General features: G+C 67.8%; 27 protein-coding genes. 17 read left to right on the top strand and 10 right to left on the bottom strand.

Going from position 1 to position 25,973, the window contains the following annotated elements:
- Positions 1 to 13: 13 nt before the first annotated feature.
- The 3 genes from ACODTA_RS24545 to ACODTA_RS24535 all read right to left on the bottom strand — a co-directional run bounded on the left by ACODTA_RS24545 (position 14) and on the right by ACODTA_RS24535 (position 1,311).
- On the bottom strand, positions 14 to 493 hold the full coding sequence (locus ACODTA_RS24545) for a hypothetical protein (protein WP_489069596.1): 480 nt from the start codon (positions 491 to 493) through the stop codon (positions 14 to 16).
- Positions 494 to 511: 18 nt separating this feature from the next.
- Positions 512 to 700, bottom strand: a complete 189-nt coding sequence (locus ACODTA_RS24540) for a hypothetical protein (RefSeq protein WP_489069594.1) — start codon at positions 698 to 700, stop codon at positions 512 to 514.
- An 86-nt stretch (positions 701 to 786) separates the two neighbouring features.
- A complete protein-coding gene (locus ACODTA_RS24535; RefSeq protein ID WP_489069592.1) occupies positions 787 to 1,311 on the bottom strand; it encodes a hypothetical protein in 525 nt (174 codons plus the stop codon).
- A 240-nt stretch (positions 1,312 to 1,551) separates the two neighbouring features.
- Here ACODTA_RS24535 and ACODTA_RS24530 point away from each other — a divergent pair, with 240 nt between their 5' ends.
- From ACODTA_RS24530 to ACODTA_RS24520, 3 genes are all read left to right on the top strand, one after another.
- Complete coding sequence (locus tag ACODTA_RS24530; RefSeq protein ID WP_489069590.1) at positions 1,552 to 2,112, top strand: hypothetical protein; 561 nt, start codon at positions 1,552 to 1,554, stop codon at positions 2,110 to 2,112.
- Complete coding sequence (locus tag ACODTA_RS24525; protein WP_489069588.1) at positions 2,066 to 2,449, top strand: hypothetical protein; 384 nt, start codon at positions 2,066 to 2,068, stop codon at positions 2,447 to 2,449. The genes ACODTA_RS24530 and ACODTA_RS24525 overlap by 47 nt, the downstream gene beginning before the upstream one ends.
- 68 nt (positions 2,450 to 2,517) lie before the next feature.
- Positions 2,518 to 4,116 (top strand): FMN-binding glutamate synthase family protein, encoded by a 1,599-nt coding sequence (locus ACODTA_RS24520; RefSeq protein ID WP_489069586.1) that lies wholly within the window; start codon positions 2,518 to 2,520, stop codon positions 4,114 to 4,116.
- Positions 4,117 to 4,180: 64 nt separating this feature from the next.
- Here the strand turns inward: ACODTA_RS24520 and ACODTA_RS24515 are convergent, their stop codons facing one another.
- On the bottom strand, positions 4,181 to 6,880 hold the full coding sequence (locus ACODTA_RS24515) for a TonB-dependent receptor domain-containing protein (RefSeq protein ID WP_489069584.1): 2,700 nt from the start codon (positions 6,878 to 6,880) through the stop codon (positions 4,181 to 4,183).
- 420 nt (positions 6,881 to 7,300) lie between these two features.
- A complete protein-coding gene (locus ACODTA_RS24510) occupies positions 7,301 to 7,768 on the bottom strand; it encodes a hypothetical protein (protein WP_489069582.1) in 468 nt (155 codons plus the stop codon).
- On the opposite strand from ACODTA_RS24510, the gene ACODTA_RS24505 reads away from it, so the two are divergent.
- The 5 genes from ACODTA_RS24505 (at position 7,752) to ACODTA_RS24485 (ending at position 10,721) form a co-directional block, all read left to right on the top strand.
- A complete protein-coding gene (locus tag ACODTA_RS24505; protein ID WP_489069580.1) occupies positions 7,752 to 8,360 on the top strand; it encodes an ExbD/TolR family protein in 609 nt (202 codons plus the stop codon). The genes ACODTA_RS24510 and ACODTA_RS24505 overlap by 17 nt on opposite strands.
- A 4-nt stretch (positions 8,361 to 8,364) precedes the next feature.
- Positions 8,365 to 8,847, top strand: coding sequence for a hypothetical protein (locus ACODTA_RS24500; RefSeq protein WP_489069578.1), 483 nt, complete (start codon positions 8,365 to 8,367; stop codon positions 8,845 to 8,847).
- The gene (locus ACODTA_RS24495; protein WP_489069576.1) at positions 8,844 to 9,554 is read left to right on the top strand and encodes a hypothetical protein; all 711 of its coding nucleotides are present in this window, start codon (positions 8,844 to 8,846) and stop codon (positions 9,552 to 9,554) included. Before ACODTA_RS24500 ends, ACODTA_RS24495 begins: the two co-directional genes overlap by 4 nt.
- Positions 9,555 to 9,622: 68 nt before the next feature.
- On the top strand, positions 9,623 to 10,309 hold the full coding sequence (locus tag ACODTA_RS24490; RefSeq protein WP_489069574.1) for a hypothetical protein: 687 nt from the start codon (positions 9,623 to 9,625) through the stop codon (positions 10,307 to 10,309).
- A 61-nt stretch (positions 10,310 to 10,370) separates the two neighbouring features.
- Complete coding sequence (locus ACODTA_RS24485) at positions 10,371 to 10,721, top strand: hypothetical protein (protein WP_489069572.1); 351 nt, start codon at positions 10,371 to 10,373, stop codon at positions 10,719 to 10,721.
- 60 nt (positions 10,722 to 10,781) lie between these two features.
- On the opposite strand, the gene ACODTA_RS24480 is transcribed toward ACODTA_RS24485, so the two are convergent.
- Both ACODTA_RS24480 and ACODTA_RS24475 read right to left on the bottom strand, forming a co-directional pair.
- Positions 10,782 to 11,228, bottom strand: coding sequence for a carboxymuconolactone decarboxylase family protein (locus ACODTA_RS24480; RefSeq protein ID WP_489069570.1), 447 nt, complete (start codon positions 11,226 to 11,228; stop codon positions 10,782 to 10,784).
- A 166-nt stretch (positions 11,229 to 11,394) separates the two neighbouring features.
- Entirely contained in the window at positions 11,395 to 11,667 is a 273-nt protein-coding gene (locus ACODTA_RS24475) for a hypothetical protein (protein ID WP_489069568.1), read from the bottom strand.
- 121 nt (positions 11,668 to 11,788) lie between these two features.
- On the opposite strand from ACODTA_RS24475, the gene ACODTA_RS24470 reads away from it, so the two are divergent.
- Positions 11,789 to 11,998, top strand: a complete 210-nt coding sequence (locus ACODTA_RS24470) for a hypothetical protein (protein ID WP_489069566.1) — start codon at positions 11,789 to 11,791, stop codon at positions 11,996 to 11,998.
- Positions 11,999 to 12,031: 33 nt separating this feature from the next.
- Here ACODTA_RS24470 and ACODTA_RS24465 read toward each other — a convergent pair whose 3' ends face one another.
- Positions 12,032 to 13,612 carry an Ig-like domain-containing protein gene (locus ACODTA_RS24465; protein WP_489069564.1) on the bottom strand — a complete coding sequence of 527 codons (1,581 nt, stop codon included), beginning with the start codon at positions 13,610 to 13,612 and terminating at the stop codon, positions 12,032 to 12,034.
- 301 nt (positions 13,613 to 13,913) lie between these two features.
- Here ACODTA_RS24465 and ACODTA_RS24460 point away from each other — a divergent pair, with 301 nt between their 5' ends.
- From ACODTA_RS24460 to ACODTA_RS24445, 4 genes are all read left to right on the top strand, one after another.
- Positions 13,914 to 14,129 carry an ExbD/TolR family protein gene (locus tag ACODTA_RS24460; protein WP_489069562.1) on the top strand — a complete coding sequence of 72 codons (216 nt, stop codon included), beginning with the start codon at positions 13,914 to 13,916 and terminating at the stop codon, positions 14,127 to 14,129.
- Positions 14,130 to 14,222: 93 nt separating this feature from the next.
- Positions 14,223 to 14,870 carry a hypothetical protein gene (locus ACODTA_RS24455; protein WP_489069560.1) on the top strand — a complete coding sequence of 216 codons (648 nt, stop codon included), beginning with the start codon at positions 14,223 to 14,225 and terminating at the stop codon, positions 14,868 to 14,870.
- 210 nt (positions 14,871 to 15,080) lie between these two features.
- Positions 15,081 to 15,638, top strand: coding sequence for a carboxymuconolactone decarboxylase family protein (locus tag ACODTA_RS24450; RefSeq protein WP_489069558.1), 558 nt, complete (start codon positions 15,081 to 15,083; stop codon positions 15,636 to 15,638).
- Positions 15,635 to 16,078, top strand: coding sequence for a nuclear transport factor 2 family protein (locus ACODTA_RS24445; RefSeq protein ID WP_489069556.1), 444 nt, complete (start codon positions 15,635 to 15,637; stop codon positions 16,076 to 16,078). Before ACODTA_RS24450 ends, ACODTA_RS24445 begins: the two co-directional genes overlap by 4 nt.
- Positions 16,079 to 16,329: 251 nt before the next feature.
- On the opposite strand, the gene ACODTA_RS24440 is transcribed toward ACODTA_RS24445, so the two are convergent.
- The gene (locus ACODTA_RS24440; RefSeq protein ID WP_489069554.1) at positions 16,330 to 16,794 is read right to left on the bottom strand and encodes a hypothetical protein; all 465 of its coding nucleotides are present in this window, start codon (positions 16,792 to 16,794) and stop codon (positions 16,330 to 16,332) included.
- 179 nt (positions 16,795 to 16,973) lie between these two features.
- Between ACODTA_RS24440 and ACODTA_RS24435 the strand changes: the two genes are divergently transcribed.
- The gene (locus ACODTA_RS24435) at positions 16,974 to 17,765 is read left to right on the top strand and encodes a LytTR family DNA-binding domain-containing protein (protein WP_489069552.1); all 792 of its coding nucleotides are present in this window, start codon (positions 16,974 to 16,976) and stop codon (positions 17,763 to 17,765) included.
- Here the strand turns inward: ACODTA_RS24435 and ACODTA_RS24430 are convergent.
- Positions 17,732 to 18,166, bottom strand: coding sequence for a hypothetical protein (locus ACODTA_RS24430; protein WP_489069550.1), 435 nt, complete (start codon positions 18,164 to 18,166; stop codon positions 17,732 to 17,734). The two genes, ACODTA_RS24435 and ACODTA_RS24430, sit on opposite strands and share 34 nt — an antisense overlap.
- Positions 18,167 to 18,338: 172 nt before the next feature.
- On the opposite strand from ACODTA_RS24430, the gene ACODTA_RS24425 reads away from it, so the two are divergent.
- From ACODTA_RS24425 to ACODTA_RS24415, 3 genes are all read left to right on the top strand, one after another.
- A complete protein-coding gene (locus tag ACODTA_RS24425) occupies positions 18,339 to 19,841 on the top strand; it encodes an ATPase domain-containing protein (protein WP_489069549.1) in 1,503 nt (500 codons plus the stop codon).
- Positions 19,834 to 21,942, top strand: coding sequence for a hybrid sensor histidine kinase/response regulator (locus ACODTA_RS24420; RefSeq protein ID WP_489069548.1), 2,109 nt, complete (start codon positions 19,834 to 19,836; stop codon positions 21,940 to 21,942). The genes ACODTA_RS24425 and ACODTA_RS24420 overlap by 8 nt, the downstream gene beginning before the upstream one ends.
- Positions 21,943 to 22,213: 271 nt before the next feature.
- Positions 22,214 to 25,969: an Ig-like domain-containing protein gene (locus ACODTA_RS24415; protein WP_489069547.1), complete on the top strand. Its 3,756-nt coding sequence runs from the start codon at positions 22,214 to 22,216 to the stop codon at positions 25,967 to 25,969.
- Positions 25,970 to 25,973: the final 4 nt, after the last annotated feature.

Here is a 25,973-nt window from a genome sequence, read left to right as displayed (position 1 = left end):
GATCAGCAGCGCATCATTTCGAAAGCATGGTGACGCGGCGCAGAAGGAAGAACGGGGCATCGCGCGGATGCTGCATCAGCAGGGCGGGCTCCACCCCCTGGCTTTCGCATTGCGCGACATGCCCGCCCGCTTCGGAACACAGCCATGGCAGCCGGTCCCGCTCGGCCTGCGGAACGTCGAGATGGCGCAGGATAGTGTACCGGTTCCACCGGTCCGCCCAGGCGCTGGCGCATGCCCCCCCTTCCGGAACGCGCCAGCTCTCGAAAAGATGGATGTCGGCGCGCACGTCGCGCAGACGGGTCACGCCCGGGCACAGCGCGATATCGAACATGCCGGACAGCCTCGCCGCCTCGGCATCGCTGATCGGCGTCTCCTCCCCGGCCTGGTTCGCGGTTCCGGCGGGGCGGGCACAGCCGCCGATGGCCGCGATCGCAAGGGCGAGAAGCACCGATCTCCACATGCCCGGCGCGTTACGGCGGCGCGATGAAATCATGATGACGGCCCCGCGCCGTCAGATGTCGATATGGAAAGGCTTGCCCCGCATCTGCGGGTCCCATCCGCCGGACAGCGCACGCCGCACCGCGACCAGCATGCCCTGCCAGCCGTCCGTGGTGCACCATTGCGGCTCCCGGCGCAGTTCCCACGCATAATCATGGCCGTCACAGGCGAAGGAACCGGTCAGGGCGCGGGTCGGCAGCATTTCCGCAGGCTATCAGGCGATGGGCGGTTCCCGCCAGCCCGGATTCGCCTCGTCCTTCCGGACAAGTGGATCTGGATTCATATCCTTCAGCGATCGCGTGTGCCGCAGGATCCGCTCGCAGCTCTCTCATAGACGAGGTAGCCTCCGTCCTCGGCCAGCATCGAGAAGCGGGATAGCGCGTTTTCGTCGAAAGCGCCGTAGCCGCGGCCATTGATGACATTGAAGAAGTTGAGATACCGGCCAGCGCCATGCCGATCGATCGAGAAGCGGTAATGATCGCCATCGACCACGGCGCTGATCGGCGCTTCGGCCGTCAATGCGATTCCGGTCTTGAGGCGCTCCAGGTGGAACCCGATCCTGGGAAAGCCCGGCTGCTGTATTTGAAGCCCTTGAGCGTCAAGGATGATCGCTGGCGCAGACGCAGACGCATAACAGCCGAAAACCGCGTGGCTGCGGGGTTCGGGAACCGGTTCCGGGCCCATGAACAGAAAGCCCGCAACCATGCCGGCAATGGCGAGATAGTAAATCCAGCCAAAGGCGGATTCATAATCCCTGCCGGCATATGTCATCGGGGATGACATAGCTGAAGCCCGGGAATGCCCGCAATCCATCCAGCCCCGCCATTGCCTTTTCCTCCAAACTGGCCATGCTTGGGCATCATGTGTGATTCTCTGTCGTTGCGGCGCTCTGCGCACCACGCGGGCCGGCTGCTGAAAGGCTAGCCGCCCCGGAACCGCGCGTGGCGGGGCCGGGGTGTTTTCTGTGTCATCGCCGAATTGTCGGGGGCCGCCGGCCTGGCAGGCCGGGTGAGGCCGCGCGGCGCGCGGCGCGGTTCCCGATCGGAGAAATCCATGTGCATTCCCACCGAACAGCGCGGGCTGTTCGATATCCATCTGCGCGTCGGCGCCCGGCGCGCGGAGGATCTGCTGCGTTCGCCCGACGATCATGCCCGCGTCCGCGCGATCAGCGACGACGGCTTCAGCGCGATCGAGCGGCTTGAACACTCGCCGCTGGCCGACGACCAGTTCACCGCGATCGCGCTGCGGCTGGCGGTCGCGCAGCCGCCGGCGGAGCCGATCGCCGACGCGATCGAGCGGCATTTCCGGCAGCCCCCGTCCGCGCTGGCGCTGGATGCGCACCGCCGCGCCGTGTGGCGCGGGGTGGAAAGCATGGGCCTGCCCGTCGAGCGCGCCACGCGCGCGGTGGATCGGCTGGCGGCGCGGCTGGCCGGGAACGGCGCGGAGATCGCCGCGTCGGTGCGCGACCATGCCGCTTTCTATGCCTGGCTATGGCCCGATCCCCGGCTGCGCGCCGGCATCGCCGCGCGCCGCGTGATGATGGCGATGGTCGATCTTCTGGAAACGCATGAGGACGCCCCCCGCGCCGCCCGCCGCGCGCGCGGCCGATCGTGAACGCGGCGATGCGCGTGAAACGGGCGCCGACGCCGTGTCGCCCCTTGCCGCCTGCCCGATCGCCGATGCGCAGGGCCGCGCGATCCTTATCCTGCTGGTGGCCGGCCTCTACGCGCTGGGCTTCGCATGGCGCGGGCGCGCGCATCGCCGCCTGCTTTCAGCCGTCGCCCTGGCCGCGCTGCTGACGGCGGGGGCGATCGCGTGGCGGGTGAACCCGCATGCGGAAATGTGCGGAAGAGCACATTTCCAAGGCCGCTCCGCCCTCCACAGGCATTCCAACGATGCTTCGCATCGCCGGAACCTTGGCCTGTTCCGCCCGCTCGCCCGGCTTTCATGATTGCCCGCACCCGCCCTTTTCCGCGCGACGGCCACCGGAGTCCGGCCGCGCGCTTTTGGAGATTCCAGATGTTCGCCCCCCGTTTCCTGCCCCTGATCCTGTGCATCGCCGGGGCGGCCGCCGCCACCGCCTTCCTGCCGCCCGTGCCGGGGCATGGGCTGGCGGCGGCGGCGATGCTGCTGGGCGTGGTCGGCCTGTTCGATCTGGTGCAGCCGCGCCACGCCATCAAGCGCAACTATCCCATTGTCGGCCGGCTGCGCTGGTTCTTCGAGGATATCCGCCCCGGCATCCGCCAATATCTGTTCGAGGGCGATCACGAACAGACGCCCTTTTCGCGCGCGCAGCGATCGCTGGTCTATGCGCGCGCCAAGAACGAGGTGAGCGATCGCCCCTTCGGCACGCTCGTCGACGTCTATCGCGACGGCTATGAATTCATGGCGCATTCGACGCGGCCGATCCCCCCCGCCGATCCGGCGGGGTTCCGCGTCGTCATTGGCGGGCCGGATTGCGCGCGGCCCTATCGCGCCTCGGTCTTCAACATCTCCGCGATGAGCTTCGGCGCGCTCAGCGCCAATGCCGTGCGCGCGCTCAACTGGGGCGCGCGGCTGGGCCACTTCGCGCAGGATACCGGCGAAGGCGGCATCAGCCCCCATCACCGCGAACATGGCGGAGACCTGATCTGGGAGATCGGCAGCGGCTATTTCGGCTGCCGGGACGCGGACGGACGCTTCGATCCCGATCGCTTCGCCGCGCAGGCCGCCGATCCGCAGGTGCGGATGATCGAGCTGAAGATCAGCCAGGGCGCGAAACCGGGCAAGGGCGGCATCCTGCCCGGCAGCAAGGTGACGGCGGAGATCGCGGCGGCGCGCGGCGTGCCGATCGGCGTCGATTGCATATCGCCCGCGCGGCACAGCGCGTTCGGCACCCCGATCGAGCTGATGCGCTTCATCGGAGAGATGCGGCGGCTGGCCGGGGGCAAGCCCGTCGGCTTCAAGCTGTGCGTGGGCCAGCCCTGGGAATTCATGGCGATGGCGAAAGCGATGCTCGAAACCGGAATCCTGCCCGATTATATCGTGGTGGACGGGGCGGAGGGCGGCACCGGCGCCGCGCCGCAGGAATTCGCGGACCATCTGGGCATGCCGCTGCGCGAAAGCCTGTTGTTCGTCCACAACACGCTGGTGGGCGCGGGGCTGCGCGATCGCATCCGCGTGGGCGCCGCGGGCAAGATCGTCAGCGCCTTCGATATCGCCACCGCGATCGCGCTGGGCGCGGACTGGACGAATGCCGGGCGCGGATTCATGTTCGCGATCGGCTGCATCCAGTCGCTGTCATGCCACAACAACCGCTGCCCGGCGGGGGTGGCGACGCAGGATCCCGTGCGCCAAAGGGCGCTGGTGGTGCCGGACAAGGCCCGCCGCGTGCACCAGTATCACCGCAACACGCTGCTCGCGCTGTCCGAGATGATCGCGACCGCCGGCCTCGCCCATCCCGGCCGGATCACGCCCAATCATCTGGTGCGCCGCGTGAGCCTGACCGAGATCAGGCTGTTCTCCCAGCTCCACATCTTCCTTGAGAAGGGCGAGCTGCTCTCCGGCCATTGCGACCGCGACTTCTATGGCACCGCCTGGACGCTGGCGCGCGCCGACAGTTTCGAACTGGCGGGGTGAAGGATGGAAAAAGCCGGGGCGACGGCCCCGCCATGCCGGCGGGAACCGTCGCCCTTCGCCCCGATCAGAAGTTCAGCTTCACGCCCGCGGAATAATAGCGGCCCATCACGTCATAGTTCGGGTTCACATATTGCGCCTTGGGCGGATCGCGATCGAACAGGTTGTTCACGTTCATGAAGAAGGTGAAGCCGCCCTCGATCTTGAAGCGCGCGCCAAGATCGACATAGGTGCGCGCGCTGATCTCGCGGCCCTCGATCGGCTGGCCGTTCGGGCCAAGCTGCCGGCTGTAGATGCCGCCGCCGACATAGCGGACGCGGCCGTCCAGCCCGATCGTGTCATCCTCATAGCCGAACATGCCGGTGACGCGCCATTTCGGCGTCGAGAACGGCGTGTCGCCGCCCACCACGCCCGCGATCTCCTGGCCGGCCAGGTTCAGCGAGAACACATGGGTGGCCAGCAGGCGCAGGTTGAGCGCGCCCGACTTGAGCGCCGTGCGATAGGCCAGTTCGAGATCGAGGCCATCGGTCTTGTACTGGGCCAGGTTCGTGAAGGTCCGGTTGAGCGTCTCGATCGCGCCGTTCGCGCCACGGGTCAGCACGCCGCCGCACAGATTGTCGTTCGGCAGCTCGGCGAAGCACCGGTCCACCACCTGCTGGTTGGTGGGGGTGATGATGACGCCCTTGATGTCGATCTTGTAGTAATCGACCGAGAAGCGGAGGCCGGGTGCGAAGCCGGGCGAATAGGAACCGCCCAGCGTGAGCGTGTTGGAGGTTTCGGGATTCAGGTTCGGGTTGCCGCCGGTGAAGCTGGTGACGCTCGGAACCTGCGCGTTGTTGCGGTACGGATCGTTGACCGGCGCGATGTTGGTCGCGCGGCCGGTGAAGAGTTCCGCGATGCTGGGCGAGCGGATGTCGCGCGAATAAACCGCGCGCAGCAGGATATCGTCCACCAGGCGCAGCGTCGCGCCGCCCTTCCAGGTCCAGATGCCGCCGCTGTTGCTATAGTCCGAATAGCGCGCCGCGCCGTTCAGCTCGAGCTTGGCCACACCCTCCGCATTCAGCAGCGGCAGATTGATTTCGCCGAAGAACTCCTTGACGTTGAAGCCGCCATTGGTCGGCGCGAAGTTCAGCGGAGTCAGGGCCCGCACCTTCGAAAAATCGTCGGTGGAATTGGTGACGAATTCCTCCCAGCGGAAATCGCCGCCCACCGCGATGTCGACCGGTCCAGCCCAGAGCGAGAAGGGCTGGCCGCTGAGGCTGAAGCCGGCCGTGTCGAGCTTGGTCGTCGAGACCGATCCGCCATCGCCGAACGCATAGGCGCGCGCCGCGTCGGAGATATTGCCGTTGCCCAGCAGGTTCAGCGGCTTGCAGGCCGCGTCGTCATTGGTGGTGCTCGCATCGGCGTTCACCCGGCAGGTCGGCACGCCGCCGACCAGGATGGAATCCACCGCCTTGTTGAAATTGGCGGTGATGCGCTGGTTGCCCAGCGTCTGATCGTTCCGCAATTCGCCGTGATTGTAATAGACGTCGTATTTCCAGGTTCCGCCGAACGATCCCTCGAGCCCGATCGCGGTCTCGATATTGCGGCGGGTGTAGCTGTAGTTGAGGATCTTGTTCGGACCGACATCGTCGAGGATGCGGCCGAGCAGGAACGGCCCGGTGATGCCGGCGGCGGCGAGCTGGTTCTTCGCGGTCTGGGTGAGGAAGGCGTTGTCCGGCATGATCACCGCGACCGGCGTGTCGGGGAAGAAGCCGAAATCGGCCTTCATCTGGTTGAAGCTGGCATGCGCCCACACCTTCAGCGCGGGGCTGAATTCATAGCTGGCCCGCGCGAAGCCGTTGAGCCGCTCATAAGGCGCGCTGACCGAGAGATAGTCGTAGACGTGCTGGCCGTTGCCGCCATTGGTCAACTGGCCGAAGCTTTCGCTGCCCAGCGGCAGCGGGCCGATCGATCCGTCGGGATTGAAGACCAGATTATAGGGTGAGGCAACCAGATTCAGGATCGATCCGCCCCGGTTGAGGATGGTGAAGTTCAGATCGTCCGCCATCACGAGCTGGCCGTTCGCGCGCTGGAACACGCCCGACGCCAGGTTGGGCCGCGATGCGCGATCGAACGCGCCGCGATCCTTCTGATATTCGCCGGCCACCATGAAATGGCCGCGCCCATCCGCGAACTTGGTGCCCCAGGCGACATCGCCGCCATAGCGCGCGCCATCCCCGCGCGACGAGATGCCGGTGCCTAGCCCGGCCTTCCAGCCCGTCATCTCATCATCGAGGATGATGTTGACGACGCCGGCGACCGCGCCCGAACCCCAGGCGGCCGATGCGCCGCCGGTGACGACGTCGACGCGCTTCACCACATTCTGCGGGATGGTGTTGAGATCGTTGCTGCCCGTGAAGCGGTGGCCGTTGAGCAGGGTCAGCGTGCGCACCGGCGCCAGGCCGCGCAAGTCGGCGGTCGAGGCGCTTGAATTGGTATTGCCGGTGGTCGTCGCCGGCGTCTGGGTCGGGCGGAATTGCGGAATGTCGTTCAGCGCCTGCGCGATGCTTGGCCGGTTGCCCAGGCGAAGCTCCTCCTCACCGATCACGGTGGTGGGCGTCGGCAGGTCGAAGCCGCCGCGCTGGATGCGCGATCCGGTGACGATGATGTCGCTGCCGGTTCCGCTTCCCGCGCCCGCCGCATTATCCTGCGCCATCGCCGGCATCGCACCGGCCAGTGCGCACAGCGCCGCGCCGACATATAAGACTGCCTGATTGGATTTCATGTTCCTGCCCCTTTGCATGGTGAGGGTGCAGCCATCCGATCCGGGTACCCCATGTAGCGGATCGTTGGCCCGATTCCCCTTCACCCGACACAGAGTTGAGCGTGCCCCGCGTGAAAATGCAATCCCAAATGAGACAAGATTGTCATTTTAGAGAAACGACTGTGTCATTTTCTCCTCGCCCGCCGAACCCGCCATTCGCCCGCGCCAAGGGCCACCCACGCCCCCGGCCGGGCGAGGCGCGGCGATTTGTTGCGTATCGGCAACATGCCATCCGGTTGGATAAGGCACGGCGCGGCGGGCTGGCGGCGCGCCGTCCCCCCTCCACGAACATCCGGACGATCATCGCCGCGCCCGTCGCGATCATGCCCCCGGCCTGTCAGCGGCGTGGCGGCATTCCACTCATAGCCGGCATGGACGGCCTCAACTCGCCAGTGCGAGTTCCGCCCCGTCCTCATCGTCATTGGCAGGCGAAACGCGATCGCGGCGTTGGCGGCGGCGTGCCTGTTTCGGCCTGGATTCGGGCCGCTTCCACAAGCGGGCGACAAGGGCCGCCACGGCGCTTTTGGCGCTTATCCAGCACCAGGTCGCCAATGCCGCGAAGCCGGCCGCGAGTTCGATGACGGCGCTGATTTCAAAGCTGATCAGCCACATCGCCAGATCCGGCGCGAACAGGCCCAGCAGGCGGACCGGATCCCCCTCTCCGGCGCTCACGTGCAGAACGACAAGAACGAGGATGACGAAGGTGATCGCGACATGCGCCCGGCTGAGCCGGCTCGCGAGACGGGCGGGCATATCCACCATCACGCGATGCAGCAGGCGGCCGAACGGCGTATCCCCGGCAATCGCCAGGGCCGCCCACATCATCAGGAATATGATCGCCGCTGTCATCGCCTGTTTCTGCCTCTCATGCCGCGCGCCGAGGGCGGCGGCGCCGCACGGTTCTGGACGGACGAGCGGCTCCGGGCAAGTGCAGGGGCGCGCTTCGGCGATCGGCGTGGCCGGGCTGGCGGCGCGGCTGGCGGCGTGGCACACCCGGCGCATGACAGGCGCGCACCCCGATCCGGACATGCCCCCCGCCATGCTGGCCCTGCCCGCGCGGGATGCCGTGCCGGTGGCGAACGAAGCCGAATTGCGCGCCTGCCAGCCGCCCCGCGCCCATTGGACCAAGCCCCATAGTTACGACGGGCTGATGCCGGAATTGAACCATGTCTCGCTCACGCATGATGGCGCGCTTTATTGGAACGGACAGCCGATATCGACGGCGAAGCTCGGCGAATATCTCAGGCGCACGCATCGCATGGAGCCCGCGCCCGAGATATTCCTGGGCGCGGAGATGGGCGTCGCCTGCCGCGATCTCGAGGCGGTGCGCAACCTCATGGAAAAGACGCTCGACTGCCGCCAGCCATATTCCCAATGCGCCGAGGGACTGATGCCGGTGTGGCGGGAAATCGAGAACCCGCCGGGCACGCCCCCATCATGAGCGCATGACCATGTTCGCGGGCGATGCGGCCTTTCGGAAAACCGCGTGGCGATGGCGTCGCCTGGCCGTGCTTCCCATGCCGATCCTGCTCGCCGCCGCGACGATGACGCCACCGGAGGAGCCGCTGGCCGGTCAGCTTCGCGGCGCGCTCTGGCACGATCTGCAACTCAACGGCATGATCTACAACGGCAGCGCGCTCGCGTCGCTGTGGTACAATGCCGGCGGCGAGGATGAGAACGCGCCGCAGCTCCATATCCGGAACATGGCCTGCCGCGCCAACACGCAGGGGCACCGCTGCGCCTTCACCCTGTGGCGGGAAGGCGGCGCGCGCATGGTGCGCGACGAACTGGCGCCCGACACGATCGCCTGCACCGCGCAATTCGTCCGCGACGACCGGGACGGCGGATGGATGGTGAAACACCGTCTGACACCGCGCGGCGGCGGCCACAGCCGGACGGATCTGCGATGCAAGACGGCGCGCGCATGATGATGGTTCGAACCTGGTGGCCGGCGATCGCCCTGGCGGCGGCGGGATCGCCCGCGCTGGCGGACATGAGCGCGCGATATGGAGACCCGCGTGAGATCATGTCGATCAGCGTCGAGACGGCCGATAATGGCGACGTCCGCAGCGAAGGGGTGGACCCGCAAAGCTATTTCCTGTGGCGCGGCGGGCAGGCCTATCTGGTGCGCACCACGGCCGGGGGGCCGGAGGTCATGCGCGTCGAGGACATGGCGGCCGCCCTGGCGGCGCGGCAGGGTGCGGGGGATCCGGAGTTGGAAGAAGGGATCCGGGCGGACCTGCCAAGGGAGGCGTTCGTGGCGGGGCCGCCGGTGACGGTCAACGGACGGCCCGGCATCCCCTATCGCCCCGGCCGGAAGATCCGCGACAAGGGCCTGGCGCTGGTGATCGGCACCGATCCCGCGCTGGCGCCGCTGGGCGCCGCGATGCTGCGCCATTACGACATGACGTGCGCGATGCTCGGCGCGATGATGCGCCTGACGCCGGGTGAGGCGGACCCGTTCGCGCCGATGCGGACGGTGCTCGAAAAGGGGGCGCCGCTCACCTATTCGGGCATGGACCTGCGATCCGTCGATCACGCGCCGATCCCCGCGTCGCGCTTCGCGCTGCCGGCGGAACCGCTGTCGCGCGCCGAGATCGACAGGAAACTGAGGACGCTGCCGCCGGGGCTTTAGCATGACATGATTTGCCGGATCGGCGCGGCCGCCTCATGGCGCCGCGCGATCGATGATGGAGGGGTTTCTTGCTGAGCGTTCTTTTGCTGCTGTCCGCCGGGTCGCCGGATCCGGCGACCGGTGAGGACATGTTCGCCCGGCTCGTCCCCGCCGCCATTCGATGCGCCGACGATTTCGCCGCGCGGGCATCGTTCAACAGGAAGCGGATCGACCTCATTCCGGGCGAGATGCTGGATTCCTGCCGGGCGGAACGGACTGTCGCGGTCCAGGACCTGCGCACCGCGCTGTCCGGCCGCGATGCCGCTCCCACCGACAGGCCGGAGATCGTCGAGAACTATGTCGACGCCAGGATGCGGCGGACCGCCCAGGCACGCCTGATCGAACGCCTGGAAGCCGGCGAGCGGCTGCCGGCCGACACCGAACCCGGATTCAGCGCATGGGAGGCCGGCGCGCGCTATGTGTTTTGCCTCAGGCTGGCGATCACCCATCATCTGGAAGGCATATATTTCGGCAAGGACTGGCGCGCGGATGTCGCGGGCAAGACGCAGGAGCAGCTTTACGACTATTTCCTCGCGCTCGGCCGGCCGCGATGCCAGGCGTCGATGCGCGCCCATGCGCAGGCTTTCCTGGAGTCGTTCAGGCCCGAGGATCGCCAGAAAGACGGCGCCAACTGGACCGTCACCTACATGGAACACACGGTGGCCAGGGATTATGTCGAGGAAATAACCGGGAACCGGACGGCGCCGCCGCGCTGACCGCCGACAGGAGGCAAAGGGAATGCCAGCCTTGAACCGCCCGCAACCGAGGCTTCCGCGAATGGCGGCACGCTCCCGCTTCCAGTGCATCGCCCTCGCCGCGCTGGCCGTCGCCGGATGCGGCCCGACCGGCGGGGCCGACGATGCCCGGCACGGCCATGAACGCCCGCGCGCGATGGCCGTCGCCGGCCCCCCGCCGCCGCCGGGAACGCCGGCCGGCAAGGCGGCGGCGCACTGCTCCAGGCCGCTCTATTGCGGCGGAACCGGCCTGCTCGACTGCGATTCCGCCGTGGACGGCCCGACCTATTATTTCGAACGATCCTCCGGCCGGATCCTGTGCAGCATCGATTGGGGCGTCGCCACGGGCGCCTGCCCGCCCTGGCCCTGCGACATGCCGGCCCCGGGGCGCTGACCGCCCCGCGACCATGCCCGTCGCCGGCCGGCGAAATACGCATATGCTGCCGCCGCCCCCTCAGCGCTTCGCCGCCACGGGCAGGCGGAAGGGCGCGCCCAGCCGGTTGAAGGCGTTCATCGCGGCGATGGCGATGGTCAGATCGACAAGATCCTTCTCCCCGAACGCCGCCGACGCCGCCGCATAGGCCTCGTCCGACGCATGGGTGATGCTGAGGTTGGTCACCTCCTCCGCCCAGTCGAGCGCCGCGCGATACCGGTCGGCGAACAGGTGCGGCACCTCGCGCCACACCGGCAGCAGCGCCACAATCTCCACCGGCATGGTCTTCAGCAGGTCGCGGGTGTGGAGATCGATGCAATGGGCGCAGCCGTTGATCTGCGACACGCGCAGGAAGACGAGATGGACCAGCTCCTCCGGCAGGCCGGTGCGCGTGGTGACATAGTGGTGAACGCCGAACAGCGCCTTCGCGCCATCGGGAGCGATAGCGGCCCAGTTCAAGCGGGTCATGGCGATTTCCTTTCGATATGCGGGCCGGTCATCGGCCTTTCCCGCATGACGAGGCGGCGTGGCGGGATGTGACATCGCCGCGCGAAAAATCGCCGCGCGCGGCGGCGATCCGGTCCGGCCTGCGGCGCTGGCGGAGCGATTCGGCACCTGACCGGGCTTCGCCCCTTCAGCCCCCACGCTCATCCTCCGCCGGCGGCCGCGCCTCCGCCGCTCGTTCGATGTCCGCCGCGTCCGCGCCGATATAGCCCGTCCGCGCCAGCACCGTGCCGCGCCACAGCACGAAGCCGATCCAGCCCAGCCCCAGCGCCACCCCCGGCGGCCACCACCAGATCGCGATCGCGCCGGCGGCCCATAGCGGCGCGATGAGGACGAGCTGGAAGAACTGGTCCCCGCCCAGCCCCGTGTCCGTCCATCGGCAAAGCGTCTTGTACAGGCTCACCGCGCACCCTCCCACACGCCCATCCTGCCCGATCGCGCCGCCGCCGCCAACGGCGCCCGTGATTGCGCGCGGGCGTGATCGGGCAGGATGGCGGCGCGCGTTTCGGGCGAAGGGATCGGCGATGGAACCGGATGGGGTGCTGAAAACGCTGGACGAGGGGCTGCGGCCGCACGCCCGTTTCCTGTCCATGCTGGCGGGCACGATCCTGGCGATGATCCTGCTCCCGTCGGCCTATGTGACATCCGGCGTGGTCCTGGTGATGTTCGGCATGGGCGCCGAACGCCTTGCGGCCGGGCTCAATCCTGACGAGGAGGAAGAGGCCGAGGCGTAGGGGGAAGCCCCGCCCCGCCCCGCCCCGCGCGCGTCAGGCGAAGCTGCTCACATCGTCCATCCACAGCGCCGGCGCGTTCGCGGCGGCGACATGCGCCGCTTCGAGCTGGACCGCCGATCCCGCGCCGTTGGCGATCGACTGGCCGCCGATCTTCACGCCGCCGCCCTCGAAGCGCAGCAGCCGATCGTCCGCGCCGAAATCCAGCGTCACCCCGGCAAGGCCGATCGGCACCGTCACCACGCCCTTGGAGGATGTGAGCACGACGTTCGTGCCCTGCACATAGGCGGTGAAATCCTTCGCCTCGCCGATCAGGCTCAGCGTGTCCCCGCCCTTGGCGAAGGACGCGTCCAGCACCGCCCTGCCGCCCAGGAAGGACACGTGATCGCCGGGCGCGTTGGTGCCGAAGATGTCGACCTTGCCCAGAACCGTCACGTCCGCGTCGGGGAACAGGATCAGCCGGCCCGGCGTGGCGGTTTCGGTGATCGGGGGCAGCGGCTTGCCGTCGGGCGGCGCGGTGATGCCCGCCATCGTCGTCGACAGGATCTGCGTGCCCAGCTTCACGCTGCCGCCATCCACCAGCAGCGTGCGCGCGCCATCGTCGAACACCAGCGCCAGCCCGGCCACGCCGAAGGGCACCGTCACCACCGTCTCGCCATTGGTGAGCACCGCGTTCGATCCGGTCACGCCGATCACATATTCATCGGCATCGCCCGAAATCCGCACGATATCGCCGCCGCGCGCGAACGATCCGTCGAACGCCAGGTTGAACGCGCCGTCGAGCACCTTCACGTCCTGCCCGCCGGCATTGGTGCCGAACACCGTGCCGCTGCCCGCGATCGAGCCGACATGGCCGTCCAGCGTGATCAGCCGCAGATCGGCGGAAGCGGCGGATTGCGGCGCGACGACGAGGTGGACGGTCTGCACCGCGGTGCCGCCGCGCCCGTCGCTCACCGTCACCTGGAAACTGTCTTCCCCCACGAAGCCCGCCTTGGGCGTATAGACGAACGATCCGGCCGCGCCGCCGGTGATCGTGCCGTTCGCCGCCAGCGACGCCACATAGCTGAGCGCATCGCCATCGGCGTCGCTCGCGACGGCGGTGATCCGCAGCGCCTTGCCCGAAACCGTCGCCGTATCGATTTCCGCCAGCGCGAAGGCGGGCGCGCGGTTGGGCATGGGGGTGCCGCTCTCGTACAGCGACAGCGAATAGAAGGTGTAGTAATTTCCCTGGTTCCAGCTCGCATCGACATAGAATGTGCCGGTATAGGGCGCCGTCCAGTTGCGGATGACGTCCGCCTGGTAGGTCGCGTCGGTCAGCGTGAAGCCCGGCCCGTCATCGGTCTCGCTATTGGCGGTGATCGCGTTGCCGAACGCGTCATAGATGATCGCGACATAGGGATCGAAGAAGCTCACCGAATAGATATCATATTCGACGCCCTCGACCGCGTGGAAGGCATAGAGCGAATGCAGCAGCGCATAGGGTTCGCTGCCATAGGCCTCGGCATGGGCGACCCAGTCGGTGCCCGGCGCGGAATAGGGGGTGAAGACGAGCTGGCGCGCGTTCGCCATCTGGGAGAACGTCAGATCCGGCAAATAATCGAGCGTCGCGTAACTCAAGACATCCCCCTCCATGCTGGCGGCGGCGCTCGCGTCCACGCGGCGCCCGCACATCCCCCATCGCGCCACTAGTCCGTCGCCGCGCCACCGGGAAGTGCGACATTGAACCGAATTGGATCTTTATCTGAGGCGGTTACCGGGCGGGCCGGCTTGCGCTTTCCGCCCCGCCCCCGCGTCATCGCGCGCATGAGGATATATGCATGGCCGGTTTCGGTCCTGTCGGCAGCAGCGGCGTTCGCGCTGGCGGGATGCGCGTCGCCGCCGCCCCCGGGCCACCGCCGCCTTTGTCGTGGCGGTGGGGATGAATGGCGAATCCTGCTGGATCAGGGCCGACGGTCGGGCGGTGACGGCGAACGCGCTGCTCCCGATCGCGCGGCGGGAAGCCGGCAGGGGCCGCGCCGCCCGCATCGAGGCGGATGATGAGAGCACGCCGTATCGCTGTGTCGGCGGCGTGATCGTCACGCTGCAGATGGCGGGCTTCAAGACCATGGGCTTCACCGCCGAGCCCCCGCCCTGATCGCCGCCCTGATCGCCGCCGGGGCCGCCGCCCCATGTTCGGGAGGCCGGCGCCCGGATGAGAACGCGAGTTGAAGCTTAAGGCCGACATCTGTTGAGTGCGCGGGCGGGGCCGCACGGCCACGCAATCGGCGCGGGGCCGGGCGAACGGGAAAAGGGCATGGAACAGCTTGACAGGCGCCATCTCCTGCAAGGCCTTGGCGCGGGATTCTGCGGGGCCCTGGCCGCCGGCCCGGCGGGCGCGGCGCTGGCATATGGCGATGGCGGAACGCACGGCCGGGTGGCCGGCGAAAAATGGAGTGCCGGGGATATGACAATGAAGCTGCGTCCGTTCGGCACCCTGGATGTCTTTCCCGACTTCTCGGTCAGCCATGACGGCCCGATCGCGACCCGGCTGGCGGCGCGCCTCGGCCGGGTGGAATGGCGCAACGACGCGCTGGGCGCGGTCAGCCTGAGCGTGGGCATGGGCAGCTATCTGCAAGGGCCGCACGCGGCGCACGTCACCGTCCGCATGGCGCTGAAGGCCGGGGACGGCACGCCCTTCTTCTTCCAATATGTCTCGGTGGGCGACATGGCGGCGCATCTGCGCGGCGAAGCGCCGATCATGCTGACGGGCCAGATCGAGATCGATCCCGCCCACCCGACGCTCGCCTGGCTGAACCAGGTGCAACTGGTCGGGCGCGGCATGCTGACGATGGACCCGGTTTGCCAGAGCTACGAGATGGCGATCCTGGAGGGCTAGAGCATCGTGCGGAAAAGTGGGAACCGGTTTTCCGCGAGAACGATGCGACCATCCGGCCCGAGCATCGTGCGGAAAAGTGGGAACCGGTTTTCCGCAAGAAACGATGCGACAACAAATGGCTACGGCAGGCTGCGTGATTCAGGTTTCGCGCGGTCTGCTGTGGGCGCGTCGCCTTTCGAAAACCGTTCACCTCTGCAGGAGAGAGAGACGATGCGCGTGGCGATACCCGAGGACAATCCCGATCCGTTTTCCGCGCTCGGCGACTATTTTTCGGCCGAGATGGTCGCGGCGTCGAAGAATTTCTCGCAGGCGGTGTATCGCAAGACCCGATTGCCGCTGCGGATCTTCGAGGGCGCGCGCGCACGCACCGCCGATATCAACGGCTGCATGGTCTGCCGCGCCTTTCGCGCCAAGCGCGACCTCAGGGATTTCTACGACGCCCAGTCGATCGACGCGTCCGGAACGGTGATCGAGAACGGCGCGGCGCCCGATGAGGATTTCTACCGGAACGTCACGAACTGGCGGACCTATCCGGGCTATAGCGACCGCGAGCGGACCGCGATCGAATATGCCGAACGCTTCTGCCAGGATCCGCAGGGCCTCGCGCGCGACGAAACCTTCTGGGCCGCCGCCAAGGCGCGATTCACCGACGAGGAAATCGTCGATCTCAGCCAGTGCGTCGCCTCCTTCATCGCCAGCGGCCGCGTGGCGCACGTCCTCGGCCTCGACACGGTCTGTTCGATCGTCGAAATCGGCGAAGCGCATTGACGGAGGGGGCGGCGGATATCCGCGCGGCGATATCGGACCAGCTCGGGCGCTTCGCCCGCCTGCTCGACACCCGGCAATGGGACGGGCTCGACACCGTCTTCGCCGGGGATGTCAGGTTCGACTATGGCGAGGGGCGGACGGGATCCGGGCTGGCGGCGCTGCGGGCGATGTTCCGGCGCTACCTCGACCGTTGCGGCCCGTCGCAGCATCTGCTGGGCAGCCCGATCATCGACCTTGGCGATCCGGCGATGCCGGTCAGCGCCTGCTATGTCCAGGCGCGCCATGTCGGCGCGGGCGATGGCGCGGCCAACTGGTTCGACACCAGCGGCGAATATCGCGATAGCTGGCGCCGTGACGGCAACATCTGGCGCATCGTCCGGCGCACCGCCGATTTCCGGCTGTTCGTGGGCGCCCCCGGCGTGATCGCGTTCGACGGCTAGGGAGGTGTTGAAAGCGCCCCCAACCGTTCGGGCTGAATTTGTATCGGGCCGACGCGCCGGTTAACGCGCCGGCTCCCACATCCCGTTCGGGCTGAGCCTGTACCGGACTAAAACGCGCCGGGTTAACGCGCCGACTCCCACATCCCGTTCGGGCTGAGCTTGTCGAAGCCCTGTCCTTCCTTGGCATTGGAAGTAGAAGGGCAGGGCTTCGACAAGCTCAGCCCGAGCGGTTTTGGTAACCAACAGCCCCATCAAGGCCGGGGCTGCGGCTGGTACGCCGAAGGCCGCTTCTGCGCCGCCATCGGGAAGCTGTTGCCATTGTGATAGGTCACGGTGCCGCACATGCGGTCGCCCCTGGCGGAGAGCCTGCCGTCGAACAGGACGTCACCCTCGCGCGAGGCGACGACCATGTGAATGCTGTCACCGGTCAGCGTGATCGCGCGCAACACGACGGGCGCGGTCCGCACCGGGGTCAGCGATCCGCCATAGCCGCCGTCGATCAGGCCGATCGACAACAGCCCGAAACTGGGCGTGCCCCCCACATCCATCAGGAAATCCCAATTGCCGTGAAGGTTCGGGGCCTCGCCGCGCGCGGCGGACGCTTCGGCGTTGGGTCCAGGGCCGCAGCTCATGGCGGTCGATGTCGCGGGCGCGGCGGCGGCCACCGCCGGGGTGGCGAAGGCGGCGATCAGGGCCAGCCTCATCCGGTATTTCATCTTCAGTCTCCATCTCGGAAATGTGGCGGGGCGCGGGGCGCGCCGGCCGCGATCGGCATCCCCTTGGTCCGGCCGCATCGACAAGCCTGGATTTCGCCAATAGCGTCGGTTTTTTCGCCAATGTGGGAAGCATGCAGTTCACGCAGCGCCAACGCCCTGCCTGGGAGAGATGGAGGCCCGTGCTGGCCGCGATACCGGTGGGCCTGCTCCTCGGCTTCGCGGGGCCGTTCGGCTCCTACCCCGCCTTCCCGATCGCAACCCGCTACGCATTCTGGCTGGGGCTGACGGTGGCGGGCGTGGTGGCCGCCGTCGCGGCGGGCGCGGCGCTGCCCGTCACGCGGCTCCGCCCCGGCGCGATCCGGATCGGCGCCGTCGCGCTGGTCTCCGCCGTGCCGATGACCTTCGTGGTGGCGTGGGCGATGTCGTTCGTCCAGCCCGGCCGCGTCTTCACGCCCTGGCAATTGCCCGCGCTGTTCGCGGCGGTCGCCGCCGTTCAACTGCTGATCGTCTATGCGACGACGCCCCGCTCGCCCAAAACCGACGAGCCTGCGGCGCCCGCACCGGCGAGCACCTCACCCGCAAACGATGCGCCCCCCGCCGGATTTCCGTCCGCGCTGCTCGGCCGGCTGCCGCCGGAGATCGGCGGCGACATCATCGCGCTCGAGACCGAGGATCATTATCTGCGCGTGCATGCGACGGGCGGGAGCGCGCTGATCCTGATGCGGATGGCCGATGCGGTGGCCCTGCTCGATCCCCGGCTGGGCGCGCAGGTCCATCGCCGCTGGTGGGTCGCCCAGGCGGCGGTGGCGGGCACGCGGACGGAGGGGCAGAAGCTTTCGCTGCGCCTGATCGACGACAGGCTGGTGCCGGTCGGCCGCACTTTCGCGGCGGCGGCCAGGGCCAGGTTCGGCGATGCGCGTGGCGCTGGCTCGCCCGATCAGGCGGCGGCCATCTCCGGCTTCGGGGCGTAATAGGTCGTCCACATCAGGCTGTGGCAAAGCGCCCATATCGCGGCATGGAACCAGCGCGGCGGCGCGGTGGCGCTCGCCCGGTAATCGAACAGCAGCCCGGCCAGCGTGGCCAGACCATATATCAATATGGAGAACAGGACGAACAGCCAGAGGAAGCGGACGACCGCCTCCACCGGGCGCACGATCATCCGCGCCTCGCCGCCCGCGCGCCGGATCCCGCGGATGCTGTGAAGGTTGCCGAGCCACAGGCCGCCGATGCTGGCGATCACCAGCGCGCCCGTCGCCAGCGCGAGGCCGATCCTGTCCATCGCCGGGCCGGGCAATATCCGCCCGAACCCGATCAGCGCGCCGAAGAACGCCACCGCCCCCGCCGCGATCCCCCAGAACCAGTCCCGCTTCATCACCCCCCGCGCACATGCCGCCGATCGCCGCAGGATCGGCGACAGTCGGGGCATCCGCAAGCGGAACGGCGCCCGCGCGTCCGCGCCGGTCCGAACGATATCGCGCGACGCGATGCGTCTTTTTCGGCTTAATCCGCGTTATGGAAGCACATATTCGAAAGCATCGGAAAGAATGCCGCAAGACATCGATCGAATCTCCACGGGCAATTCCGGCCTAGACGCCATCCTTCACGGGGGCCTTCCACCCAACCGGCTGTATCTGGTCGAGGGCGCGCCGGGCTCCGGCAAGACCACCTTGTCGCTGCAATTCCTGCTCGAAGGGCGCAGCCGGGGCGAATCCACGCTCTACATCACCTTGTCGGAGACCAGCGAGGAACTGCGGGTGGTCGCACAATCGCATGGCTGGAACCTCGACGGCGTCGCGCTGTTCGAGCTCGCCTCGGCCGACGCGGTGCTGGGCGCGGGCCGCGACCAGTCCATCCTGCATAGCTGGGAGATGGAGCTTGGCGGCACCATCCAGCTCATCAAGGAGGAGGTGGAACGCGTGAAGCCGCGCCGGGTGGTGTTCGACAGCCTGTCCGAGATGCGGCTGCTCGCCCAGGATCCGCTGCGCTATCGCCGCCAGCTCCTGTTCCTCAAGCAGTTCTTCGCGGGCCTCAACACCACCGTCATCCTGGTCGACGACCTGACCGGTTCGAACGGCGAGCGCGACAATCACCTTCACAGCCTGTGCCACGGCGTGGTCACGCTGGAACGGCTGACGCTGGAGTTCGGCGCGGCCCGCCGCCGCATGCAGATCCAGAAGCTGCGCGGCGTCGATTTCGTCGCCGGCTGGCACGACATGATCATCCGCAGGGGCGGGCTGGACATCTTTCCCCGCCTGATCGCCGCCGATCACCACACCCCGTTCATCGGCGAGCCGGTGGCGAGCGGGGTCGCCGAACTGGACGCGATGCTGAACGGCGGCCCCGCGCGCGGCACCTGCACGCTGATCACCGGCCCGGCGGGCGCGGGAAAGACCACGCTGGCGCTGCAATATCTGGCGGCCGCCTGCCGGCGCGGCGAGAAATGCGTGATCTATGAATTCGACGAACGCATCGGCACGCTGATCGCGCGCGCCAGGGCGTTCAGCATCGACCTGCAGCCGATGATGGACAAGGAATGCCTGATCGTCCGCCAGATCGATCCGGCGGAGATCGCGCCGGGGCAGTTCGCCGCGATGGTGCGGAACGAGGTGGAGGCGAACGGCGCCACCTTCATCCTGATCGACAGCCTGAACGGCTATGTCGCGGCGATGCCGCAGGAACAGCAGCTCATCCTGCAGCTTCACGAACTGCTGTCCTATCTCAACCAGGCCGGCGTGGTGACGATCCTGATCAACCCGCAACAGGGCTTTTTCGGAACGATGAGCACCAACGGGCTGAACGTGTCCTATATCGCCGATATCGTGATCCTGCTTCGTTTCTTCGAAGCCGAGGGCCGCATCCGCAAGGCGATCTCGATCGTCAAGAATCGCGGCGGCGCGCATGAGGACACCATCCGCGAATTCAGGATAGACCAGCAGGGCGTGCGCGTCGGAGAGGCGCTGTCCGCCTTCAGGGGCATATTGACCGGCACGCCTGAATATACGGGATCGCAGGGGCCGCTCATGGAAGATCGCGGCGCTGGTGCATAGGTCCGCGCCGGAAGGCCATCGCGTCCTGATCAGCGCGCCCTATGGCCGCGACGCCGAAAGCATGCGCGCCTTGCTGGCGCGCGACGGATACGACACCGCGGTGTGCGAAACGCTTGGCGACGTGGCCGCGCATATCGACGAGCATGTCGGCGCGATCCTGGTCACGGAGGAGGCGCTGGCCGCCGATCTGGGGCTGCTGCACCGCGCGCTCGAAACGCAGCCGCCCTGGTCGGACGTGCCCTTCATCCTGCTGGCGGGGCGACAGGCCGGCCGTGGCGATACGGCGGAGGCGATCCGGCGGCGCCTGCCGGACAGCGCGATCAACGTCGTGCTGCTCGAACGGCCGCTCAGTTCGGAATCGCTGCTCAGCGCCGTCGCCTCGGCCATGCGCGCGCGCCAGAAACAGTTCGAGATCCGCGACCGCATCGCCGATCTGGATGCCGAACGGTCGCGCCTGTCGACATTGATCGATCACCTGCCGATCGGCGTGGCGTTCGTCGGCCCCGAGGGGGATTCGCAGCTCACCAATCCGGCATTCCGGCGGTTCCAGCCGACCGGCGAGATCCCGTCGCGAACCGCCGACGGAGAGGACCGCTGGATCGGCTATGAGGAGGATGGCCGGCGCATCCCCCGCGAGCGGTTCGTATCGGCCCGCGCGCTGAAGGGCGAAACCGTGCCGGGCATCGAATTCCTCCATCATCCGGCGGCGGGCGACGATGTCTGGACGCGGGTGAGCGGGCTGCCGCTGTTCGACGCGGCGGGGGCGGTGACGGGCGCGATCTCGGTCGTCGTCGATATCGACGATCAGAAGCGCGCGCAGCAGGCGCTGCTGCAATCCGCGCAGCAGCTCGAACGGCAGGTTGCCGATCGCACCGCCGCGCTGCGGGATGCGCTCGCCAAGCTGGAGGCGGAGGCCGAGGAGCGCAAGCGCGCCGAATCCGCGCTGCTCCAGGCGCAGAAGATGGAGGCGGTCGGCCAGCTCACCGGCGGCATCGCGCATGATTTCAACAATATGCTGACCGGCGTGATCGGCGCGATCGACATCATGAAGCGGCGCATCGCCGCCGGGCGGACCGACGATCTGGACCGGTTCATGGACGCGGCATCGGTCTCCGCCCAGCGCGCGGCGGGGCTCACGGCCCGCCTGCTCGCCTTTTCACGCCGCCAGTCGCTGGACGCGCGCGCGACCGATATCAACGCGCTGGTCATGTCGCTCGACGATCTCCTGCGCCGGACGATGAGCGAGCGGATCTCGGTCGCGATCGCCACCCAGGACGATCTGCCGCCGGCCAGCGTCGATCCGAACCAGCTTGAAAACGCCATCCTCAACCTTTCGATCAACGCGCGCGACGCCATGCCCGATGGCGGAAAGCTGACGATCGAGACCGCCGTCGCCACGCTCGACGCGGCCTATGCCGCCGCCCATCCCGGCATCGCCGCCGGCCGCTATGTGATGGTCAGCGTGTCGGACACGGGCGTCGGCATTGATACGGAGATGATCGAGAAGGTGTTCGAACCCTTCTTCACCACCAAGCCGGTCGGCCAGGGCACGGGGCTGGGCCTGTCGATGGTCTATGGCTTCACGCAACAGTCCAAGGGACAGGTGCGCATCCATTCCACGCCGGGGGTCGGCACGTCCGTGCGGCTCTACCTGCCGGTCGCCGATGGCGATGCGGTGGACGACGAAGCGGCTGCGGCGCCACCCGTGCGACGGGGCAACGGCCAGACCGTCCTGCTGGTGGAGGATGATGAATCGGTTCGCCTGCTGATCGGCGACGTGCTGCGCGAACTGGGCTATGCCGGCGTCACGGCGGCGGAACCCGAAGCGGCGATCCGCATGTTCGAGGCGGGCCACAGGTTCGACCTGATGATATCGGATGTCGGCCTGCCCGGCATGAACGGCCGCCAGCTCGCGGAGATCGCGCGCGGATACCTGCCCGACCTGCCCATCCTGTTCGTCACCGGCTATGCCGAGAACGCCGCGGTGCGCGCGGGTTTCCTGGGCACGAACATGGCGATGATCACCAAGCCGTTCCAGATCGAGCTGCTCTCCGCCAAGATCGGCGAGTTCCTGCCCCAGCGCGCGTCCGCGCCGGACTGAACCGGCGCCCTCTGGATGACGGCGATCTGGTTCGACAATCTGCATCATGGCGCCTGAACGGGCCGGGCACGCCCCCGCACGGGTGTTTTACCGTCCGATAATCAGCCTGGTTTGGGTTCGGGTCAGGGCCGCGCTTAAATAGGCTGGCTGCGTCCGGCCTCCGGCATCCCCCGCCCCATTCCCGCGCAACCGTCAAAATTCTACAATTCGGGCGCGCCCCGCGCTGATACGCCCGGCCCCGTCATAGCCATTTGAATAGTGGGGGGTTTCGATGGGCGTAAACCTGATCTCGGGCCTGGGCGGCTCCGCGGGCTTTGGATCGTTGGCGCTGGGGCGCGTCGATGACGGTTCCGGCTTCGTCAATATCAGCACCATCTTCGAGGATGGCATCACATTCTTCGGCCAGACCTATTCCGGCCTGATCGTCAACAACAACGGCAGCGTCACCTTTGGCGCGCCGCGCTTTTCGCTGACGCCGGGCTTCGTCGACGATACCGGGCTGGCGGAGATCGCGGTGTTCTTCGGCGATGTGGACACGCGCGGCGGCACGGCGACGGCCACGCCCGGCGGCACCTCCACCGGATCGAACCGCGTCTATTATTATCTGGATACCGCCAACGACCGGGTGATCATCACCTGGGACGATGTCGGCTATTTCCAGAACAAGACCGACAAGCTCAACGCCTTCCAGCTTATCCTGAGCGATCGGGGCGCCGGAGATTTCGATATCGAGTTCCGCTACGAGGCGATCAACTGGGTGGTCGGATCGGCGGGCGCGGCCGGGGTCGCGCGTGCCGGCATCTCGGCGGGCACGGCGGCGCCGGGATCATTTTACGAACTGGCCATTTCCGGCAATGAAAGCCAGATGCTGGCGGCGGAGGAGCTGGCCGGCAACACCGGGGAGGCCGGGCGCTGGCTGTTCAACATCCGCGCCGAAAGCCTGTTCGACAACTGGCAGAACACCGTCGATTTCAACAACCTCCTCCCCTCGCAGGCGCAGGCGGTGCTGGCGGGCGCGCAGGTCGGTTTCGCCGCGTCGGGCAACGACGTCGTCTGGCTGCCCGATCCCGACGCCTACACGCTGCAGGGCACGACGATCTGGGACGCGAACACCAGGTTCGACGCGGGGCTGGGCGACGACATCGTTCACGGCGGCGACGGGCGCGACCTGATCTTCGGCAATGGCGGGGACGACCTGCTGTTCGGCGGCGACGGCAACGACGTGCTGCGCGGCGGCGAGGGGCGCGACACGCTGGTCGGCGGCGCCGCGATCGTCGGCGACGGGGTGAGCCGCGTGATGCCGGACAACGGCATCGACGTGGCGGTCTATGAAAAGCCGCGCGACGCCTACAAGGTCGAATCCATCGCCGGCGGTTTCCGCGTGACGGACCTGGGCCCGGGCGGCCGCGCCGACGACCTCTACAATATCGAATATCTGCTGTTCAACAGCCCGACCACGCCGGCCTGGGCGGACCTCCGCATCACCCAGGAATTCGCGATTCCGCCGGCGGGCACCGATATCTACCGGCTGCCCTATGTCTATATCGATTTCGAAGCGGAGATGTCGCGCATCTTCAGCGTGATCGACATCCATACCGAGGACGGATCGTTTCAATCGGTGACGTCGAAGCCGGGCTTCCCCGCGCTCGGCCGCTTCACCGACGCGCAGAAGCGCGAGATCGTCCAGGGCGTGCAGGCGATCTTCGATCGTTCGGGGGTGGAGATCACGGTGGTCGCCGGCCGCTCCCCGGACGCCGAACGGGCGACCAGCGTCTATTTCTCGGCGCAGAAGATCTTCTACGATCACGACGGCAACGCCGCGACGCCCGCCATCCGGTATCGCGGCGAATATGTTTACAGCCAGCCGGACTTCTACAATGTCATCCGCGACGACGACGTCTTCATCCTGATGGACGGATATCAGGCGGACGGCGTCACCCCCGTCTCCGCCGGCGAGATGCAGCAATTGATCAACACGGTGGCGCACGAGCTCGGCCACGCCTTCGGCCTCGCCCATGTCACCGCGCCGGGCAACGGCGCCAATGCGATGGACGATGTCAGCACGGCGGCGGAAAGCTTCGCCAACGGCTTCACGCCGCTCTACGGCTCCACCCCGGACGCGTTCTATGTCTTCGAACAGAACCAGTTCTGGCTGCTCAACCGCTATGTGGTGGGCACGAACACGAAGGACGTGACGCCGGGCGGCATCGATCTGAACCAGGTGCAGCCTTCCGAATTCGACCAGGACGGGCTGGACCAGGTCAAGTTCTCGCTCATCATGCTGGCTTTCACGCTGCAATATTTCATCCAGGTGCTGGGCGTATCGACCGCCGACAGCGGCGATTTCGACAGCTATCCGCTGCTGCCGCTCGACGCCGACGGCGCCACCCTCACCCTCACCCTCGCCGAAGGGCAGGTGATCCGCATCCTGGGCGCCTCGGTCGAGGGCGGGCCGGCGGACCTGGTCGTCGCGTTCGACACGCCCGACGGGCCGGTGACCGAGCTGCGCGTGGGCCAGACCATGCCGACGACGGGAACCGTGCTGAAATACGCGACGCCCGGCGCCGCGCCGCAGGTGCTGGGCACGATCACGCTCGCCGTCACCGGCGTGGAGAGCCTCGGCCCGCCCGACGCCGCCGACGATGCCGCGAACGTGGCCGAGGACGGCTCGGTGGTGATCGCCGTGCTCGGCAACGATGCCGCGAGCGACCATGGGCAGAGCCTGAGCCTGGTTTCGGTGGGCGCGCCGGCGAAGGGCAGCGCGGTGATCAACCCGGACGGCACGATCACCTACACCCCCAATGCCAACGCCAATGGGCAGGACAGCTTCACCTACACCGTGATCGACAAGGCCGGCGATATCGGCACGGCCACCGTCACCGTCGCCATCGCGCCGGTGAACGACACGCCGGACGCGGTGAACGACAGCGCCAGGGCCCCGCGCGGCGGCGCGGTGACGATCGCGGTGCGCGCCAACGACGTGGACGCGGACGGCGACGCGCTGGCCATCGCCAGCGTCGGCGCCGCGCTGCACGGCACGGCGGTGGCGAACCCGAACGGCACCATCACCTACACGCCCGCCGCCAATTATGTGGGGCCGGACAGCTTCACCTACACCGTATCGGACGGGCATGGCGGCACGGATACCGCCACCGTCAGCGTGAACGTGTCCGATCCCCGTTTCCGGCTGGTGATGTTCGACGGCTATGCCGGCGGCGTGGGCGGCGCGGGCGAGGTGTTCGGCACCAACGGCTTCCAGGATCTCACCATCCTGGAGGGTTCCTATGCGGTGAGCCTGGACGGATCCTTCGCGCGCGGCGGCGATATCGTGCGCCTGCCCGGCCTGGCCAGCGCCTATGACATCCGCCTGGCGGGATCGACGGCGGTGTTCAGCAAGGGCGACATGTCCGTGGCGATCCCGGTGGGCAGCGCCGGGCTGCCCGTGGTGTTCGACGACGGCGTGCGCAAGCTGGTGTTCGACGGCACGGCGCTGAAGATCGGCGCACAGGTCTTTTCAGGCGTCGCGGGCAAGATCCTGGCGCCGGCGGACGATACGCCGCTGCCCGCCGGCGAGAACCCCGCCGCCGTCGCGCGGCTGCTGCTGCTGTCGCAGGACGGCACCTATGCCATCGACGGCGACGCGCAGATATTCGGCACCAACGGGGTGGAGCGGATCACGATCGTCGACGGCAGCGTCTCGCTCGACGGTTCGTTCGGGCGCGGCGGAGACACCGTCGCCTTCAACGAGGGGGCCGCGAACTTCGCCGCCTATATCTCCGGCTCGTCGCTGGTGCTGGTGGACGATATCGACGACGACCTGATCGCCATCCCGATCGGCACCACGGGCCTCCGCCTCGACTTCGACGGAGAGGTGCGCATGCTGCGCTTCGACCTGACGGCGGGCAAGGTGATGGTGGGCGACCAGCCGATCACCGCGACCAGCCTGGTCTCCGCCGAAGACCTCGTCCCCTCACCGCCATCCGCGCCACCCGCCGCGCTGATGCCGGATGCGCTGCACTTCGCGTGAGGCT

Source organism: Sphingomonas sp. FG14 (genome assembly GCF_057809675.1).
Note: the sequence above shows the minus strand (reverse complement) of the source record. Positions and strands in the feature narration are given on the sequence as shown.

Coding starts and splice junctions, on each gene's coding strand:
- ACODTA_RS24470 (WP_489069566.1), top strand. CDS start 11,789: ATGGAACCGGATGGGGTGCTGAAAACGCTGGACGAGGGGCTGCGGCCG.
- ACODTA_RS24495 (WP_489069576.1), top strand. CDS start 8,844: ATGATGATGGTTCGAACCTGGTGGCCGGCGATCGCCCTGGCGGCGGCG.
- ACODTA_RS24530 (WP_489069590.1), top strand. CDS start 1,552: ATGTGCATTCCCACCGAACAGCGCGGGCTGTTCGATATCCATCTGCGC.
- ACODTA_RS24535 (WP_489069592.1), bottom strand. CDS start 1,311: ATGGATTGCGGGCATTCCCGGGCTTCAGCTATGTCATCCCCGATGACA.
- ACODTA_RS24515 (WP_489069584.1), bottom strand. CDS start 6,880: ATGAAATCCAATCAGGCAGTCTTATATGTCGGCGCGGCGCTGTGCGCA.
- ACODTA_RS24485 (WP_489069572.1), top strand. CDS start 10,371: ATGGCGGCACGCTCCCGCTTCCAGTGCATCGCCCTCGCCGCGCTGGCC.
- ACODTA_RS24505 (WP_489069580.1), top strand. CDS start 7,752: ATGATCGCCGCTGTCATCGCCTGTTTCTGCCTCTCATGCCGCGCGCCG.
- ACODTA_RS24450 (WP_489069558.1), top strand. CDS start 15,081: ATGCGCGTGGCGATACCCGAGGACAATCCCGATCCGTTTTCCGCGCTC.
- ACODTA_RS24460 (WP_489069562.1), top strand. CDS start 13,914: ATGAATGGCGAATCCTGCTGGATCAGGGCCGACGGTCGGGCGGTGACG.
- ACODTA_RS24500 (WP_489069578.1), top strand. CDS start 8,365: ATGACCATGTTCGCGGGCGATGCGGCCTTTCGGAAAACCGCGTGGCGA.
- ACODTA_RS24510 (WP_489069582.1), bottom strand. CDS start 7,768: ATGACAGCGGCGATCATATTCCTGATGATGTGGGCGGCCCTGGCGATT.
- ACODTA_RS24430 (WP_489069550.1), bottom strand. CDS start 18,166: ATGAAGCGGGACTGGTTCTGGGGGATCGCGGCGGGGGCGGTGGCGTTC.
- ACODTA_RS24440 (WP_489069554.1), bottom strand. CDS start 16,794: ATGAAATACCGGATGAGGCTGGCCCTGATCGCCGCCTTCGCCACCCCG.
- ACODTA_RS24540 (WP_489069594.1), bottom strand. CDS start 700: ATGCTGCCGACCCGCGCCCTGACCGGTTCCTTCGCCTGTGACGGCCAT.
- ACODTA_RS24415 (WP_489069547.1), top strand. CDS start 22,214: ATGGGCGTAAACCTGATCTCGGGCCTGGGCGGCTCCGCGGGCTTTGGA.
- ACODTA_RS24425 (WP_489069549.1), top strand. CDS start 18,339: ATGCCGCAAGACATCGATCGAATCTCCACGGGCAATTCCGGCCTAGAC.
- ACODTA_RS24545 (WP_489069596.1), bottom strand. CDS start 493: ATGATTTCATCGCGCCGCCGTAACGCGCCGGGCATGTGGAGATCGGTG.
- ACODTA_RS24520 (WP_489069586.1), top strand. CDS start 2,518: ATGTTCGCCCCCCGTTTCCTGCCCCTGATCCTGTGCATCGCCGGGGCG.
- ACODTA_RS24525 (WP_489069588.1), top strand. CDS start 2,066: ATGAGGACGCCCCCCGCGCCGCCCGCCGCGCGCGCGGCCGATCGTGAA.
- ACODTA_RS24480 (WP_489069570.1), bottom strand. CDS start 11,228: ATGACCCGCTTGAACTGGGCCGCTATCGCTCCCGATGGCGCGAAGGCG.